The organism is Hyphomicrobiales bacterium (genome assembly GCA_016710435.1).
Lineage (GTDB): Bacteria > Pseudomonadota > Alphaproteobacteria > Rhizobiales > Aestuariivirgaceae > Aestuariivirga.
This window is the reverse complement of record JADJVV010000001.1, coordinates 1,380,320-1,395,334: the sequence shown is the minus strand read 5'-3', so window position 1 is coordinate 1,395,334 and position 15,015 is coordinate 1,380,320. Positions and strand designations below refer to the sequence as shown.

Annotated in this window: 15 protein-coding genes and 1 tRNA gene; 5 read left to right on the top strand and 11 right to left on the bottom strand. The window is 63.0% G+C overall.

What is annotated here, in order from left to right:
* Positions 1–3 precede the first annotated feature (3 nt).
* The 11 genes from IPM06_06850 to aroA all read right to left on the bottom strand — a co-directional run bounded on the left by IPM06_06850 (position 4) and on the right by aroA (position 10,765).
* A complete protein-coding gene (locus IPM06_06850) occupies positions 4–822 on the bottom strand; it encodes a tryptophan synthase subunit alpha (protein MBK8770132.1) in 819 nt (272 codons plus the stop codon).
* Positions 819–2,042: a tryptophan synthase subunit beta gene (trpB, locus tag IPM06_06845; GenBank protein MBK8770131.1), complete on the bottom strand. Its 1,224-nt coding sequence runs from the start codon at positions 2,040–2,042 to the stop codon at positions 819–821. Before trpB ends, IPM06_06850 begins: the two co-directional genes overlap by 4 nt.
* 9 nt (positions 2,043–2,051) lie before the next feature.
* Positions 2,052–2,687 (bottom strand): phosphoribosylanthranilate isomerase, encoded by a 636-nt coding sequence (locus IPM06_06840; protein MBK8770130.1) that lies wholly within the window; start codon positions 2,685–2,687, stop codon positions 2,052–2,054.
* Positions 2,684–3,376: an orotidine-5'-phosphate decarboxylase gene (pyrF, locus tag IPM06_06835; protein MBK8770129.1), complete on the bottom strand. Its 693-nt coding sequence runs from the start codon at positions 3,374–3,376 to the stop codon at positions 2,684–2,686. The genes IPM06_06840 and pyrF overlap by 4 nt, the downstream gene beginning before the upstream one ends.
* An 80-nt stretch (positions 3,377–3,456) precedes the next feature.
* Positions 3,457–4,377, bottom strand: a complete 921-nt coding sequence (locus tag IPM06_06830; GenBank protein ID MBK8770128.1) for an ornithine cyclodeaminase family protein — start codon at positions 4,375–4,377, stop codon at positions 3,457–3,459.
* Positions 4,374–4,721, bottom strand: coding sequence for a DUF1049 domain-containing protein (locus tag IPM06_06825; GenBank protein MBK8770127.1), 348 nt, complete (start codon positions 4,719–4,721; stop codon positions 4,374–4,376). Before IPM06_06825 ends, IPM06_06830 begins: the two co-directional genes overlap by 4 nt.
* A gap of 11 nt (positions 4,722–4,732) precedes the next feature.
* A complete protein-coding gene (locus tag IPM06_06820; GenBank protein ID MBK8770126.1) occupies positions 4,733–5,020 on the bottom strand; it encodes an integration host factor subunit beta in 288 nt (95 codons plus the stop codon).
* Positions 5,021–5,054: 34 nt separating this feature from the next.
* Complete coding sequence (sppA, locus tag IPM06_06815; GenBank protein ID MBK8770125.1) at positions 5,055–5,999, bottom strand: signal peptide peptidase SppA; 945 nt, start codon at positions 5,997–5,999, stop codon at positions 5,055–5,057.
* Positions 6,000–6,100: 101 nt separating this feature from the next.
* Positions 6,101–7,810, bottom strand: a complete 1,710-nt coding sequence (rpsA, locus tag IPM06_06810) for a 30S ribosomal protein S1 (protein ID MBK8770124.1) — start codon at positions 7,808–7,810, stop codon at positions 6,101–6,103.
* Between the two features lie 997 nt (positions 7,811–8,807).
* Positions 8,808–9,434, bottom strand: a complete 627-nt coding sequence (locus IPM06_06805; GenBank protein ID MBK8770123.1) for a (d)CMP kinase — start codon at positions 9,432–9,434, stop codon at positions 8,808–8,810.
* Positions 9,431–10,765 (bottom strand): 3-phosphoshikimate 1-carboxyvinyltransferase, encoded by a 1,335-nt coding sequence (aroA, locus tag IPM06_06800; protein MBK8770122.1) that lies wholly within the window; start codon positions 10,763–10,765, stop codon positions 9,431–9,433. Before aroA ends, IPM06_06805 begins: the two co-directional genes overlap by 4 nt.
* Positions 10,766–10,968: 203 nt before the next feature.
* Here aroA and IPM06_06795 point away from each other — a divergent pair, with 203 nt between their 5' ends.
* From IPM06_06795 to IPM06_06775, 5 genes are all read left to right on the top strand, one after another.
* Positions 10,969–11,391 (top strand): TIGR02300 family protein, encoded by a 423-nt coding sequence (locus tag IPM06_06795; protein MBK8770121.1) that lies wholly within the window; start codon positions 10,969–10,971, stop codon positions 11,389–11,391.
* 148 nt (positions 11,392–11,539) lie between these two features.
* Positions 11,540–11,615 (top strand) — tRNA-Ala (locus tag IPM06_06790).
* Positions 11,616–12,186: 571 nt separating this feature from the next.
* Positions 12,187–12,453: a hypothetical protein gene (locus tag IPM06_06785; GenBank protein MBK8770120.1), complete on the top strand. Its 267-nt coding sequence runs from the start codon at positions 12,187–12,189 to the stop codon at positions 12,451–12,453.
* Positions 12,446–14,551: a DUF927 domain-containing protein gene (locus IPM06_06780; protein ID MBK8770119.1), complete on the top strand. Its 2,106-nt coding sequence runs from the start codon at positions 12,446–12,448 to the stop codon at positions 14,549–14,551. Before IPM06_06785 ends, IPM06_06780 begins: the two co-directional genes overlap by 8 nt.
* Positions 14,502–14,996, top strand: a complete 495-nt coding sequence (locus tag IPM06_06775) for a hypothetical protein (GenBank protein ID MBK8770118.1) — start codon at positions 14,502–14,504, stop codon at positions 14,994–14,996. The genes IPM06_06780 and IPM06_06775 overlap by 50 nt, the downstream gene beginning before the upstream one ends.
* Positions 14,997–15,015: the final 19 nt, after the last annotated feature.

Sequence of the window (15,015 nt, the reverse complement as noted above, 5' to 3'; positions counted from 1 at the left end):
GGGTCAGTTCCTCACTCCCTTGGCGATCTTCTTCACCAGCTTGTGCACGGCTTGTGCTGTCTGGGGCGTGGCCTTGCCCTTGGGGGTCAGCGAATTCGCCACAGCCGAGACCAGCGCCGAGCCGACCACGACACCATCGGCGGTTTCGGCAATGGTGCGCGCCTGCTCCGCCGTCTTCACGCCGAAGCCGACGCAGATCGGGAGCTTCGTATGCTTCTTCAGGCGCTTCACGTTGGCCTTCACGTTCTTCAAGTCCGGTGCCTTGGTGCCGGTGATGCCGAGCACGGACACATAATAGACGAAACCGCTGGTGTTCTTGAACACCGCGGGGGCGCGGGCATCGTCGGTCGTCGGTGTCGTGAGGCGGATGAAGTTGAGGCCCGACTCCATGGCGGGCAGGCACAACTCGTCATCCTCCTCGGGCGGCAGGTCAACCACGATGAGGCCGTCAGCTCCCGCCGCCTTGGCATCGGCAAGGAATTGCTGGACGCCGTAGACGTAGATCGGATTGTAGTACCCCATGAGAACGACGGGCGTGGTGTCATCCTTCTTGCGGAAGTCCTTCACCAGCGACAGCGTCTTCTTCATGGTGGCGCCCGCCTTGAGGGCGCGCAGGCCACCTGCCTGGATCGCCGGGCCATCAGCCATGGGATCGGTGAAGGGCATGCCGAACTCGATCACGTCGGCACCGGCAGCAGGCAATCCGGCAATGATCTTGAGCGAGGTCTTGTAGTCGGGATCGCCCGCCGTGATGAAGGTGACGAGGGCCGCGCGGCCTTCCTTCCTGAGTTCGGCAAACTTGGAGTCGATGCGGGTGGTCACAGCTTCACTCCGAGAATGTCGGCCACGGTGAAGATGTCCTTGTCGCCACGGCCCGACATGTTGATCACCATCAGGTGGTCCCTGGGCAGCTTGGGCGCCATCTTCATGGCATGCGCAATGGCGTGCGAAGGTTCGAGGGCGGGAATGATGCCTTCGAGTTTCGAACAGAGCTGGAAGGCATCGAGCGCTTCCTTGTCGGTGGCGGAAACATATTGCACGCGGCCGATGTCGTTGAGCCAGGCATGCTCCGGTCCGATGCCGGGATAGTCGAGCCCCGCCGAGACGGAATGGCCTTCGATGATCTGGCCGTCGTCGTCCATGAGCAGGTAGGTGCGGTTGCCGTGCAGCACGCCGGGCTTTCCGCCGGTGATGGAGGCTGCATGCTTCGTCTTTGTTTCAAGTCCGAGGCCCGCCGCTTCGACGCCGAAGATCGCGACGTCCTTGTCGTCGAGGAAGGGATGGAACAGGCCCATGGCGTTGGAGCCGCCGCCGATTGCCGCCACCAGCGAGTCCGGCAGGCGGCCTTCCTGGTGCAGCATCTGCTTCTTCGTCTCGTCACCGATCACACACTGGAAATCGCGCACCATCTCCGGATAGGGATGGGGCCCTGCCACCGTGCCGATGCAGTAGAAGGTATCCTCCACATTGGCGACCCAGTCGCGCAACGCTTCGTTCAGCGCATCCTTCAAGGTGCGCGAGCCGGATTTCGCCGGCACCACTTCGGCGCCCAGCAGTTTCATGCGGAAGACGTTGGGCATCTGCCGGGCAATATCGACCTCGCCCATGTAGACGATGCACTTGAGGCCGAAGCGGGCGCAGGCCGTTGCGGTGGCGACACCATGCTGGCCCGCCCCCGTTTCGGCGATGATGCGGGTCTTGCCCATGCGCCGCGCCAGCATGATCTGGCCCAGCACGTTGTTGATCTTGTGGGCGCCGGTGTGATTGAGGTCCTCACGCTTGAAGTAGATCTTTGCGCCACCGAGATGTTCGGTCAGGCGTTCGGCGAAATAGAGCGGCGACGGCCTTCCAACGAAATGGGTGAGGAAGCCATCCAGTTCCGCCTGGAAGGATGGGTCCGCCTTGGCGTCCCTGTAGGCCTGTTCCAGTTCAAGGATGAGCGGCATCAGGGTTTCGGCGACAAAACGTCCGCCATAGATGCCGAAAAGGCCGCGCTCATCAGGGCCGGTGCGGAAGGAATTGGGAGATGCTGCCTGGGTCATGGAGATGCTCTAGCCCGAGGCCTTGGCGGCCTCAATGAATTTCCGGATGCGGGTGATGTCCTTGATTCCGGGCGCGGATTCCACGCCCGACGAGACATCGACCATGGCAGCACCGGTCGTGGCGATGGCCTCATCAACGTTTTCCGGTGTCAGTCCGCCCGCCAGCATGAAGGGCCGGGCGGCGTCCTTCAGGATGGTCCAGTCGAAGGCCAGCCCGTTGCCGCCGGGCAGCACCGCCCCTTCCGGTGGCATGGCATCGTAGAGGATGAAGGGTGACGACGCGTAGTCCGCCGCCTTGGCCACGTCGGCCACGTTTCGCACCCGCAAGGCCTTGTAGGCGGGGATTCCAGTGAGAAGGCGGATGCGCGCCAAACGCTCCGGCGTCTCGCTGCCATGGGCCTGGATCAGGTCTGGCTTCACCGCTTCCGCAATATCCGTGAGAAGAGCGTCCTCGGCATCGACAACCAGCGTCACCACGCGGGCGCGGCCACGGGCCTGTGCGGCGAGGCTTGCCGCCTGGCGCAGCAACACGTTGCGCGGCGACTTCGGAAAGAACACGAAGCCGACGAAATCAGCCCTCGCCTCCAGCGCCGCCTGCAGCGTCTCCGGCGTGGAGAGTCCGCAGATCTTGACGAGGGTTGTCATGTGAGCCCGGCAAGGATGGCCTGCGCAGCGCCTGCCGGGTCGGCGGCAGCCGTGATGGCGCGGCCAATGACCAGGATGTCGGCCCCTGCGGCGACGGCGGCGGAGGGTGTGGCGATGCGCTTCTGGTCGTTCGCCGCCGTGTCAGCGGGGCGAATGCCCGGCACGACGGTGAGGAACGCGCGCGGCAGGGCCTTGCGCACGCCTGCGAGATCATGCGGCGAACAGACAATGCCATCGAGCCCCGCCGCCTGGGTGAGGCGCGCAAGCGTGAGCGCTTGTTCCGCCGTGTCTCGCGCGGGATCAAAGCCTGCGGCCCAGATGTTGTCGTTGGAGAGGCTGGTGAGGACGGTGACGGCGATCAGCTTCGTTGCGCCCGTCACCGCCGTGCGCGCCGCCTTCATCATGTCGAGGCCCCCGGTGGCGTGGACGTTGATGATGGCGGGAGCGGGCGCCAGTTTCATGAGCGAGCGCAGGCCCTGCTCGACCGTGTTGGGAATGTCGTGCAGCTTGAGATCGAGGAACACCGGAATGCCCGCCTCCGCCACGGCGGCGTAACCAGCCGCCCCGTTGGCGTAGAAGAACTCCATGCCGATCTTCACATGCCCCACATGGCTGCGCAGCGCCTTCACCAGTGAAAGGGCACGGGAGAGATCAGGCGTGTCGATGGCGACACAGATGGGGTTGGGCATGGTCACGTCGGCAACAGCTCCCGGATTTTCAACCGTCACCCCGACGGCTGATGAGTGAGGACTGGCCCTGCTCTAACGCCTCAACGCCCAGAGCGCAAATGCACCATCACGGCGGCGGCGAGGTCTTCGAGGGCTGTGCCGGAAGACTTGAACAGGGTGACGTCGCTCTCCGAAGTCCGGCCCTGCACCTCGCCCTTGCAGAGCTGGGCCAGGTCGCCCTTGATCTGGTCAAAAGAGAAGGCGCCTTCGGCTTCCGCCTGCAGCAGATCGCCCGCCTCGGCGCGGGCCCCTTCATAGGTATCGACGTAGACGCGGGCGCGGCGCACGGCCTCCGCATCGGCCTCGCGCATCGTCGGGCGGTAGGCACCGACGAGATCGACATGGGCGCCGGGCTTCAGCCATTCGCCCTTGAACAGGGAAGAGGTTGCATTGGTGATGCAGGTGACGATGTCGGCCTCGCGTACCGCGTCTTCGGCGCTGGCGGGCGCGGCATCGAAGCCCAATGCCTTCAGTTCGGTTGCGACGGCAGCGGCCTTCTCCGCGTTGCGGTTGACGATCCGTACCGTCTTGATCGGCCGCACCGCGGCGTGGGCCTGGGCGAAATGGGGTGCCAGTGCGCCCGCACCGAAGAGGGTCAGCACGGAGGCATCCCTGCGGGCGAGGTAGTCGGCTGCCAGGGCCGAGGCCGCGGAGGTGCGCCGCCTGGTGATCTCGCCGCCATCCATGAGGGCGACGGGTGCACCGGTGGCGTTGTCGATCAGGAGATAGGTGCCCTGGATCGAAGGAATACCCTTCTCCACGTTGTCGGGCTTCACCGTCACCGTCTTGAGTCCGGTCCAGTCCTTCGACCATGCGGGCATCAGCAGCAGGGTGGCCTTGCCCGTTTCGTGGTGGTGGCGCACGGGCGTTTCAATGGCCGCACGAAAACCCTCGCGCAGGGCCTCGACCAGGTCGCGGTGCGGCGCGAACCGGGCCACGGCGTCGGCATCAAGCCATTTCACATCAGTCCCCCGGGGAATACGGTCACATCGCGCGGCTGCTCGCGCGGGTCGTTGCGGCGGACGTCGGCGAGTTCCTGCTGGAGCTGGGCCACTTCGCTGCGCGAGTCGCGCGCCGCCTTGCGCCACTTGCCCTGGGCCAGCCAGGACCCGAACCAGCCCACCAGCAGGCCGATGAAACCGCCGATGAAGAGCAACAGCCACAGCGGCATGTCGATCGCCGCGAAGGGCGCATCCTGGGAGAAGGGATCAAGCGACAGCGTCACCCAGCGGCGGTTGGCCACCGCGAAGGCGATCACGAGGACGGCGACGGGCAAGCCCACCAGCCAGCGGAAGAAACGGCGCAAGGACAGTCCCTTTATTCAGACTTCGAATTCATCCGCACGCGCAGTTCCTTGCCCGTCTTGAAGAAGGGCACGCGCTTTGGAATGACATCGACGGATTCACCGGTGCGCGGGTTGCGGCCGAGGCGGCCCTCGCGCGACTTCACGGAGAAGGCGCCAAAGCCGCGCAGTTCGACGCGCGAGCCGTCACGCATGGCGGCGATGATTTCATCGAGGATGCGGTTGACGATGCGCTCCACGTCCCGGTGGTAGAGGTGCGGGTTCTTGTCGGCGATCTTCTGGACGAGCTCGGACTTGATCATGGTGGCCTCAACCTGCTGGAACGGCGCAAGATTTTCACTGTGCAGGGTGCCAAAGCACAAGCATCCCGTCAAGCTTGGCGCGCGCGGCAACGTCGCTCAGGCTGCCAAGACCCAGGGCTTCCAGCAGGGAGTGGCCGATGCTGGCCCCCAAAACGCGTTGGGCGAAGGGTTTCGGCGGCTTCCAGTCCAGCACTTCGAGGGTTTCGGGAAGTTTTCTTTCGGCCTGCAGCCATTTCACCGCGACATCCTCGCCGCCCAGTTCGTCGATCAGGCCCTCCGCCCTGGCCTGGCGGCCGGTGAAGACGCGGCCATCGGACAACTGGTCCACCTTGGCGGCGGCGAGCTTGCGGCGTTCGGCCACAAGTCCCTTGAACCACTGGAAGCCATCCTGGACCATCTCCATGGCATGGGCGCGGGCCTTTTCCGACACCGGCTTGTAGGGGCTGGGCTCGGCTTTCAGTTCGCCCGACTTGATCTCCTCCATGGTGATGCCGACGGTGTTGAGGAGGCGCGAGACTTCCGGGAAAGAGAAGATGACGCCGATCGAACCGGTGATGGTGTTGCCGCGCGCCACCACATGATCGGTGGCAAGGGCCGCGATATAGCCGCCCGAGGCTGCCACGGTATCCATGACTGCCACGACCGGTTTCTTTTCGGAGACCTTGCGGATTTCCTCATAGAGCGCCTCCGAGCCCGCCGTGGTGCCGCCCGGGCTGTCGATCCTGAGGATCACGGCCTTGGCGTGGTCGTCCTTGGCGACGTCACGCAGCAGGTCGAGGCTCTGCTGGTCGCCGGTGATGAGGCCGTCGATGCGGAGCCTGGCGATGTGGTCCTTCGCGGGCGTGCCGTCGCCACCCAGGCTGGCGAAGATGGCAAAGAGCGCAACGAGGCCGAGGATGACCGCCAGCCAGCGCCAGCGGCGGCGGCTCTTCTTCAGGCTGAGGTGATTGATGATGTGATCGATGTCGGAAGCTGTCATGGCGCGGAGGATACTGGCAGGCCCGGCAAATTGACACCCCAAACAGAAAAAGGCCGGACGCGTGCGTCCGGCCTTCCGTAAAGTGTTTCAGAAAGAAAGAGTTATTCCTTCTCTTCGTCCTTGCGCTTGAGGGCGGCCTGGAGAATGTCGCCAAGCGAGGCGCCCGAGTCGGACGAGCCATACTGTGCCACGGCCTCGCGCTCGTCGCTGATTTCCAGCGCCTTGATCGAGACGTTGACCTTGCGGGCCTTGGTGTCGAACACGGTGATGAGAGCGTCGAACTTTTCGCCGACGGCAAAACGCTCGGGGCGCTGTTCGCCACGGTCGCGGGCGAGGTCGGCGCGCTTTGCGTAAGCCGTGAGGTCGGTTCCGGCGATCTTCACTTCAAGACCACCATCTTCCACCTTCAGCACTTCGCAGGTGACCTTGTCACCCTTCTTCATGGTGCCGGCCGACTTGATGGGATCGCCGCCGAGCTGCTTGATGCCCAGCGAGATGCGTTCCTTTTCCTTGTCGACGTCGAGAACGACGGCCTGGATCTTGTCGCCCTTCTTGTAGTCCTTGATGGCTTCTTCGCCCGACCGCTTCCAGTCGAGGTCGGAGAGATGGACCATGCCGTCCACGTCGCCATCGAGGCCGACGAAGAGGCCGAACTCGGTCATGTTCTTCACTTCGCCTTCCACAACCGATCCCTTCGGATGGCGGGCGTTGAAGCTTTCCCACGGGTTCTGCTGGACCTGCTTGAGGCCAAGCGAGATACGGCGCTTGGCAGCGTCGATCTCGAGCACCTGCACATCGACTTCTTCCGACGTGGAGAGAATCTTGCCGGGGTGCACGTTCTTCTTGGTCCAGGACATTTCGGACACATGGACGAGGCCTTCGATGCCGTCTTCCAGTTCAACGAATGCACCGTAGTCGGTGATGTTCGTGACCTTGCCCTTGACCTTGGTGCCGACAGGGTAGCGTTCGATGACGATATCCCACGGATCCTTGTCGAGCTGCTTCATGCCCAGCGAGATGCGCTGCGTCTCGGGGTTGATGCGGACGATCTGCACCTTCACGGTCTGGCCGACGGAGAGGACATCCGAAGGATGGTTCACGCGCTTCCAGGCGATGTCGGTGACATGGAGCAGGCCGTCGATGCCGCCCAGGTCCACGAATGCACCGTAGTCGGTGATGTTCTTGACCACGCCATCCACCACCTGGCCTTCGGCGAGGTTCTGGACAAGTTCGGAGCGCTGCTCGGCGCGGGTCTCTTCCATGATGGCGCGGCGCGAGACGACGATGTTGCCACGGCGGCGATCCATCTTGAGGATCTGGAAGGGCTGCGAGACGTGCATGAGCGGACCCACGTCGCGGATCGGGCGTACGTCCACCTGCGAACCGGGCAGGAAGGCCACGGCGCCGCCGAGGTCGACGGTGAAGCCGCCCTTGACGCGGCCGAAGATCACGCCATCGACGCGTTCGCCCTTGGTTGACATTTCCTCAAGGCGCGTCCAGGCCTCTTCGCGGCGGGCCTTGTCACGTGACAGGACAGCTTCGCCGAGGGCGTTTTCGATGCGCTCGAGATAGACTTCAACGGTGTCGCCGGGCTTCAGGACGACTTCCTTGCCGGGCTGGGAGAATTCCTTGAGGGCCACGCGGCCTTCAGTCTTCAGGCCGACGTCGATGATGACGTTGTCCTTTTCAATGCCGAGAACACGGCCCTTGACGACCTGGCCTTCGGAAACGGGGCGGTCGGCATAGCTCTCTTCAAGGAGAGACATGAAGTCGTCGCGGGTGGGGTTCATGGAAACGGCGGATTTCGCCATAGGTCGGTATCCTTCGAAGCAGGCCCAAAAATTCGGATTGTCAGGAGATGCTTCACCTGCGGGCGGGGCGCTCATTGTGGCGCGGAAAAAGCCGGCAGGTCTGGGTTAGGGGCATTCCGGGAGCGGGCTGCATGATCGAGGCACACGCAACACACCTGTCCGGAACAAGCTGGGGTGAAAGGCCCTGGGCCCGGCACCCCGGTGAATACCCGGATTTCTCCGGCCTCGGGATGGCGGGCATATAGGGGAAGGGAGGGGCCGGGGCAAGCCCGAAGCGCGCCCGCCCGCCGGCCCCGAACGCCACGTGCGATGATCCGTCATCCCTCACGCATGTGGAGGATGAGTTTGTGCCAGAAGCTCCGCCTCGATACCCCTCGCTCAAAGACGTATGGCCCACATGCTTGGACCACACGGGGTGTTGGGAACATTGCGGCGTTTTCTGCCACTGGGCGGGACCAAAGCAGATTGCTTGACTTTAATCCTATCTTGTGATTTATGGCTTGCGATGGGTCTGGCAAGGAGGGATCAGTGTCGCGAGCTTATCTGCACTGCCTCACCCGTGAGCAGCGCCCGCGCGGGATGGACGAAGCATCCATCTCTCCCGGGAGCCGGAGGTCCGCCCCTTGGACACTAAGGTCCAAGCGCGGTTTACCGCAGTTCACCCACACCCCGTGTGTCTCTCCGGAGGCGCACGCAACGGGGCCGGGCTCAGTCCGTAAGTGCCCTGGCTGTGTGGATTGGCGAGTGCGGGCCTTGCGGGCCAAAACCGCTGCGTTTCTCGAAACGGCTTCACGCCGAATACCCCTCTCTCCATCTCCTCAAGCATGCTGGCGGGAAGCCGGGACAGAAACAGTCCCTCCATTTTCTCCCCTCACACCCATGCCGCCTTGACCATCGCCCCTTGATCGCGTCACCGGCGCGATGTCGCGCGCGATCCGGACTCCCGCTTCGGGTGCCGGCGACAGGCGCATGGATCGAGGCCCGCTTTCGCGGCACCTCAGCCCTTGGCGTGTTCGCGGACCACGTCGAGCACGGCTTTCAGCACTTCGTCTGCCGTCAATTCCGAGGTATCGATCATGATGGCGTCGTCGGCCATGGCGGTGGGGGCGGTGGTGCGGGTGGCGTCGCGTTCGTCGCGGGCCATGACATCTTCGAAAACGGCTTCGTAGGCCACATCCTGGCCCTGCCCCTTCAACTCGTCGAAGCGGCGCCGGGCGCGCACATCGGTGGCTGCCGTCACAAAGAACTTCAGGTCGGCATCCGGGCAGACAACCGTGCCGATGTCGCGGCCATCCAGCACCGCTCCCGGCGCCTTGCGCGCGAAGTCGCGCTGGAACTGCAGCAGGTTGGCGCGCACCTTGGGATAAACCGAAATGCGCGACGCCGCATGGGCAACATCCTCGTTGCGCAGCTCGCCATCGCGGATCGACGGCAGATCAAGTGCTGCCGCAAACTGTGCCGCAGCCCCGGCATCATCCAGTGCCTTGTCATGACGCAGCATCATCAGCCCGACAGCGCGGTAGAGCGAACCCGTATCCAGAAAATGATAGCCCAGCGCCTTGGCCAGGCCGCGCGCCAGCGTGCCCTTGCCGGCCGCCGAAGGACCATCCACCGCGATGATCATTTCGCTTCGATCCTGCCGCCCATGCCGTTCACCAATTCGGTGAAGCCGGGGAAACTCGTGGCAATGAAACGGGAGTCATCGACGCTGGTATGAATGCGCGACGCAAGACCCATCACCAGGAAGGACATGGCGATGCGATGATCCATGTGCGTCACCACCGTGCCACCGCCCGGTGCACCACCGCCATGCACCTCCAGCCAGTCGCGGCCGGAATGGGTCATGACGCCGTTCGCCTGAAGCCCTGCTTCCACGGCGGCGAGACGGTCACTTTCCTTCACGCGCAATTCCTCCAGGCCTTCCATGCGCGTCGTTCCTTCCGCGAAGGACGCAGCCACCGAGAGAACGGGATATTCGTCGATCATGGAAGGGGCGCGTTCAGGCGGCACCCGCACGGCCTTGAGGTTCGAGGATTTCACACGGATGTCGGCCACGTCCTCGCCGCCAGCACTGCGGCGGTTCTCGTAAGTGATGTCGGCGCCCATTTCTTCGAGCGTCACGAACAGGCCGGTGCGCGTGGGGTTGAGCATGATGTTCTCGATCACGATCTCGGATCCCGGCGTGATGAGCGCCGCCACCATGGGGAAGGCGGCAGACGACGGATCGCCCGGAATGTCCAGCACCTGCGCCTTCAGTTCATGGCGTCCTTCGAGGGTGATGTGGCGTACGCCGTCCTTTTCGGTCACGGCAATCTTCGCACCGAAGGAGGAGAGCATGCGCTCGGTGTGGTCGCGGGTCGGCACCGGTTCGATCACCGTGGTAATGCCGGGCGTGTTCAATCCGGCCAGCAGCACGGCGGACTTCACCTGCGCCGATGCGACGGGCAACGTGTAGGTAACGGGCTTTGCCTCGCCCGCGCCGTGAATGGTGAGGGGCAGTCGGTCGCCTTCGCTCGTCTCGAAGCGCGTGCCGAATTGGGCGAGCGGCTTCGTCACGCGGCCCATGGGGCGCTTCGACAGCGAGGCATCGCCGACGCAGCGTGCGGTGAGCGGCGTCGAGGCCATGAGGCCCATGGCGAGGCGGACACCCGTGCCGGAATTTCCAAAATCCAGTTCACCGGCGGGAGACCGGAGACCGCCGATGCCGACCCCGGTCACATGCCACACGCCCTTGCCGTCACGGGTGGCGGTGGCGCCCAGGGCCTGCATGGCCTTCGCCGTGTTGATCACATCCTCGGCTTCGAGCAGGCCGGAGATCACCGTCTCGCCGCGGGCCACGGCACCGAACATGAGCGACCGGTGGGACATGGACTTGTCACCCGGCACGCGCACCCGGCCTTTGAGGCCTTGCGACTTGCGCGACAGGAGGGGAAGCGGGGCGGCGGCGTGGGACATGGGGATTTGCTGTGCCTGGGAACGGGGCCTGAGTGGAGAATGCGCGCCGTGTCCTACACGCCCCGCCGCCCCCTGTCACGCCTTCGCCTGCGGCCCGTCCGCCGGGTCAACCGGCCCGCCCATCCGGCTTTTGACAATTGCCGCCACCCGTGGCATGAGGCGCGCCGATTTCCCTCATATTCCGATCTGAAGAGGACACCTACGTGGTCAACGCCGAACTTGGCACCAAACGCACATGCCCCTCCTGCGCTGCGCGATTCTATGATCTCCTGAAGGAGCCCATCACCTGCCCGAAGTGCGGCACGTCCTTCATTGCCCAGGCCATCCTGCCCTCGAAGGGCGATTTCCCCAGCGCCGCTGCTGCGCCCATTCCGAAGCCCCGTGAAAAGGTCGAGGCCGACGACACCGAAACCGCGGATGTCGAACTGGTCAGCCTCGAGGAAGTCGAGGAAGACAACAAGGACGACGACGAAACCGCAGGGATCGAGGATGTCGACCTGGGCGAGGAAGCCAGCGAGGACGATGCCGAAGAGGACGATACCTTCCTCGTGGAAGAGGAAGAAGAAGGCGGCAACATGGACGGCCTCATCGAGGGCGGCGGCAAGGAAGACGAAGAAGAATCGTAACGGTTCCTCCGCTTTCGCCGATATGAAAGTTTTGCTTGATCAGCGGGCGAAGGCCAACTATGGCAAGGCCCGCATCGGTCACCTCCGGGTGGCCTGATCACGGCGGCGGGGTCCCAAGCCCCGCAAAAAACCGCCACCCACCGGATAAGGGGTCATAGCTCAGTTGGGAGAGCGCTTGCATGGCATGCAAGAGGTCGGCGGTTCGATTCCGCCTGGCTCCACCATCCACTTCAATGTTTTCAAAAGCCTTTTTCCTTGATCCTCCCGATTTCCCCGGGGGAGATTCCGTTTGTTGACCAAATGCTGACCACGCGGAACCCAGCCTAATCAAACCCGAAGTAGGCTGGACAAGCTGAAGAGAAGGCTCCTGTTCCCAGATCTTCAGGCGGTGGAATTGTCGTGGCCTTTTGCTCCAATTCCACCAGCAACTTTGCTGGCATCCTAGAGCCTCGTTCCACACCTGTTGCCCATTCCAACATGGAGAAACAGGAATGAGTGAAAATACCGAAAATCATACCCGTCTGATGACACGCAAGCAGGTTCCGACCTATCTCCAGAAGGTGTTTGGCATCAGGCTTTCTCACCTGACGCTGGATACCTTGGCCTCTAAGGGTGGCGGACCTCCGTATCTGAAATTCGGTCGGCGAGCCTACTATGAGCCCGCAGACGTCGATGATTGGATCAAGAGCAGGACGACCACAAAGTTCAGCTGCACCTCCGAGGAAGCAGTAACAAGAGCGACTCGCAAGGGAGGGACACGTGGCTAAGTCACCTACCCCTGAGAAGCGACGCGCCGTGAACGACGCGGCGATTGCGAAACTCTCCGCGATCACCAAGCGCTGGCTTCCGTCCGGCGAAATGCGTGGCCATCACTGGGTCGCGCCTAATCCCAGAACAACAGCGAGCCAGCTGAAGGTCGATTTACTTACCGGCGGCTGGCGGGACTGGACGACGGGCGATTCCGGTGACGACGTCATCAGTCTGCTGTCTTTTTTGGAGGGTGTTGCGGACGACATCGCCGTTCGCGAAGTGGCCCGAATGCTGGGGGTCGAACTTGCTTGATATCTGCTCCCCGCTCACCGAAGAGGAAATCCTTTCGGCACCACAGCCGCCTCCAGAAGTCCCAGTTCGCGTTGTCTCTCCAGTTCCTGAGAGTGCGCCCGATCCTGAATTCTCCCACCCCGCCCTCGGCAAAGCATTGGCCGCGTGGGCGTACCGTGACGAAGCCGGTGCGATCGTTGGCTATATGTTGCGGTTCGAGTATGTCGAGGCAGATGGCAGGCGCACTCCCAGTTACCTCCCGCTTTCATGGTGCGTGACGCCGGAGGGCTCCAGATGGCGCTTGAAAGGCCTTGAGACCTATCCGCTATACCGGCTCCCGGACATTGTTCTGAACCCGGAGAAGACCATCCTCGTGTGCGAGGGCGAGAAGACCGCAGACGCTGCTGCGCGGTTCTTCCCGGACATGGTCACGACGACATCACCGTTCGGCTGGAACATGGCACGCAAGTCAAACTGGTTGTCGGTGAAGGGCCGCAATGTTCTCGTCGCTCCTGATCTCGATAAAAACGGCCAATCCTATGCTGACGATGTCGTGCGGCTGTCGTTCGAAGCCGGTGCAGCATCCGTCAGGCTCCTTTCTCTGGACAAAATCGCCCGCTGCGAATGGCATGGCGGAGAGCGTCTGGTGAGGGGATCGGCGCCAGAAGGATGGGATCTCGCTGACGCGGCCGCCGATGGCTGGGAAGCCGAGACATTGCGGCAGGCGATTGTTGAGTTCGACTGCATTGAGACGCCACCACACCCGCTACCGGTAGAACCCCCGACGCACGTCCACTTCAGGATGACACCCAAGGGGGTCGAGGCAGAAATCCTCACGTGGCAGCGTGGCGACATCATAAATGGGCGATGGGAATGGATTTGTGGGCCGCTTCAGTTCGTTGCCCGCACGCGGGACACTGAGGGGAAGAACTGGGGCCTGCTCGTGCAGGTGACAGATCCCGACGGCAAGGAGACCGAAGTTCACCTGAGTGAGGAAATGCTTGGTGGCGACGGAGCTGAGGTCCGGAAGATCCTTCAGAGTGCTGGGTTGAAAATCGCCACCGGCAGGGACGAGCGGGAGGCTCTAAAGGACTACCTGTCGCGCATTACAGGTCCCGATACTGCCACCACGGTCGACCGCATGGGTTGGCTGGGGAATTGCTTCGTGACCCCGGGGAAGACGTTGGGCGCATCGCTGAAGGGCGAGCGAATGGTGATGCCTCACGTGTCCCATTCCCGGGCCGGTCACACGTCGGGAACGCTGGGGGAATGGAAGGAACAGGTCGCCAAGTATGCGGCAGGAAACTCCCGGCTAGCATTCGCCCTCAGCGCCGCCTTCGCACCTCCACTCCTAAAGCACCTGAATGCGGAGTCTGGCGGGTTCCACTTCGTCGGCCCCTCCTCGATCGGCAAGTCGACGGCATTGGAGGTGGCAGGATCAGTCTGGGGCGGCGGCGGTACTGGCGGCTACATTCGCCCTTGGCGGGCCACTGCAAACGGCCTTGAAGGTATTGCGGAAGCGCATTGCGACGCTCTCCTTTGCCTCGACGAGATGGGGCAGATCAGAGCGCACGAAGCCGGTCATGCGGCCTATATGCTTGCAAACGGCATAGGGAAGATCAGGGCGAACCGGTACGGTGACGCGCGACCGCCAAAGGAATGGCGGACAATTGCGCTGTCGACGGGAGAGGTCACGCTCGCCGACAAGGTTTCTGAAGAAGGAGCGCATAACCGCGCCGTTGCGGGCCAGCAGACGCGTTTCGTTGACATACCAGCAGTTCCGGCAGATGCCGAAACGCTGATCGAGAAGATTCACGGCTTTCCCGACTCTGGCGCGTTAGCGCGGCATCTGAAGGCAGCTTCTCGGGCTCATTACGGTCACGCATGGGAGGCTTTCGTCCAGCGGGTCGCAGCCGATGTCGAGGCGATCACGGCCGAAGCGGAAGGAACTGCAGGATGTTTTCTTCAAAACGGCGTTTCCGGGATCGGTCGACGGTCAGGTAAGCCGTGTCGCCCAGCGATTTGCTTTGGTTGCGGCGGCAGGCGAGATCGCGATCAGGCTCCGCATCTTGCCGTGGGACAACGGAGAATCCAACGCGGCGGCGCAAAAGTGCTTTGACGACTGGCTTCAGAAGCGGGGAACGACAGGGTCACTTGAAGAAGAAGATGCGGTAGCCTGCATCCGTTCCGTCATCGCGACAAATGGGCCAACCAAGTTCAGCCGGCCGCTGGCTGCACTCGGTGAAGCCGACCTTAGCTGGGGAAATTCCGGCAGGTTTGGTTTCGTGCAGAATGTAAGGAAAGAACCCCCCAGATATTGCTTCTTCCCTGATGCCTGGAAGGAAGCATGCGCAGGTCGCGATCCGGATTTCGTGGCCGACGCGCTCAAGCGGCGCGGCTTTCTCGTGCACGACAAGGGCCGCCGCAATCTGCCCGTGAAGATCAAAACAAGACAGGGCGACCAAGATGTCGTCAAGCAGATCCGGATGTTTGCCGTCAGTGAAAGCATCCTTTACGAGCCGGAGGAGCACGAGAAATCCGCCCGCTCAACCTTGAGCTGGTAAGATCGATACAAGCTGAACC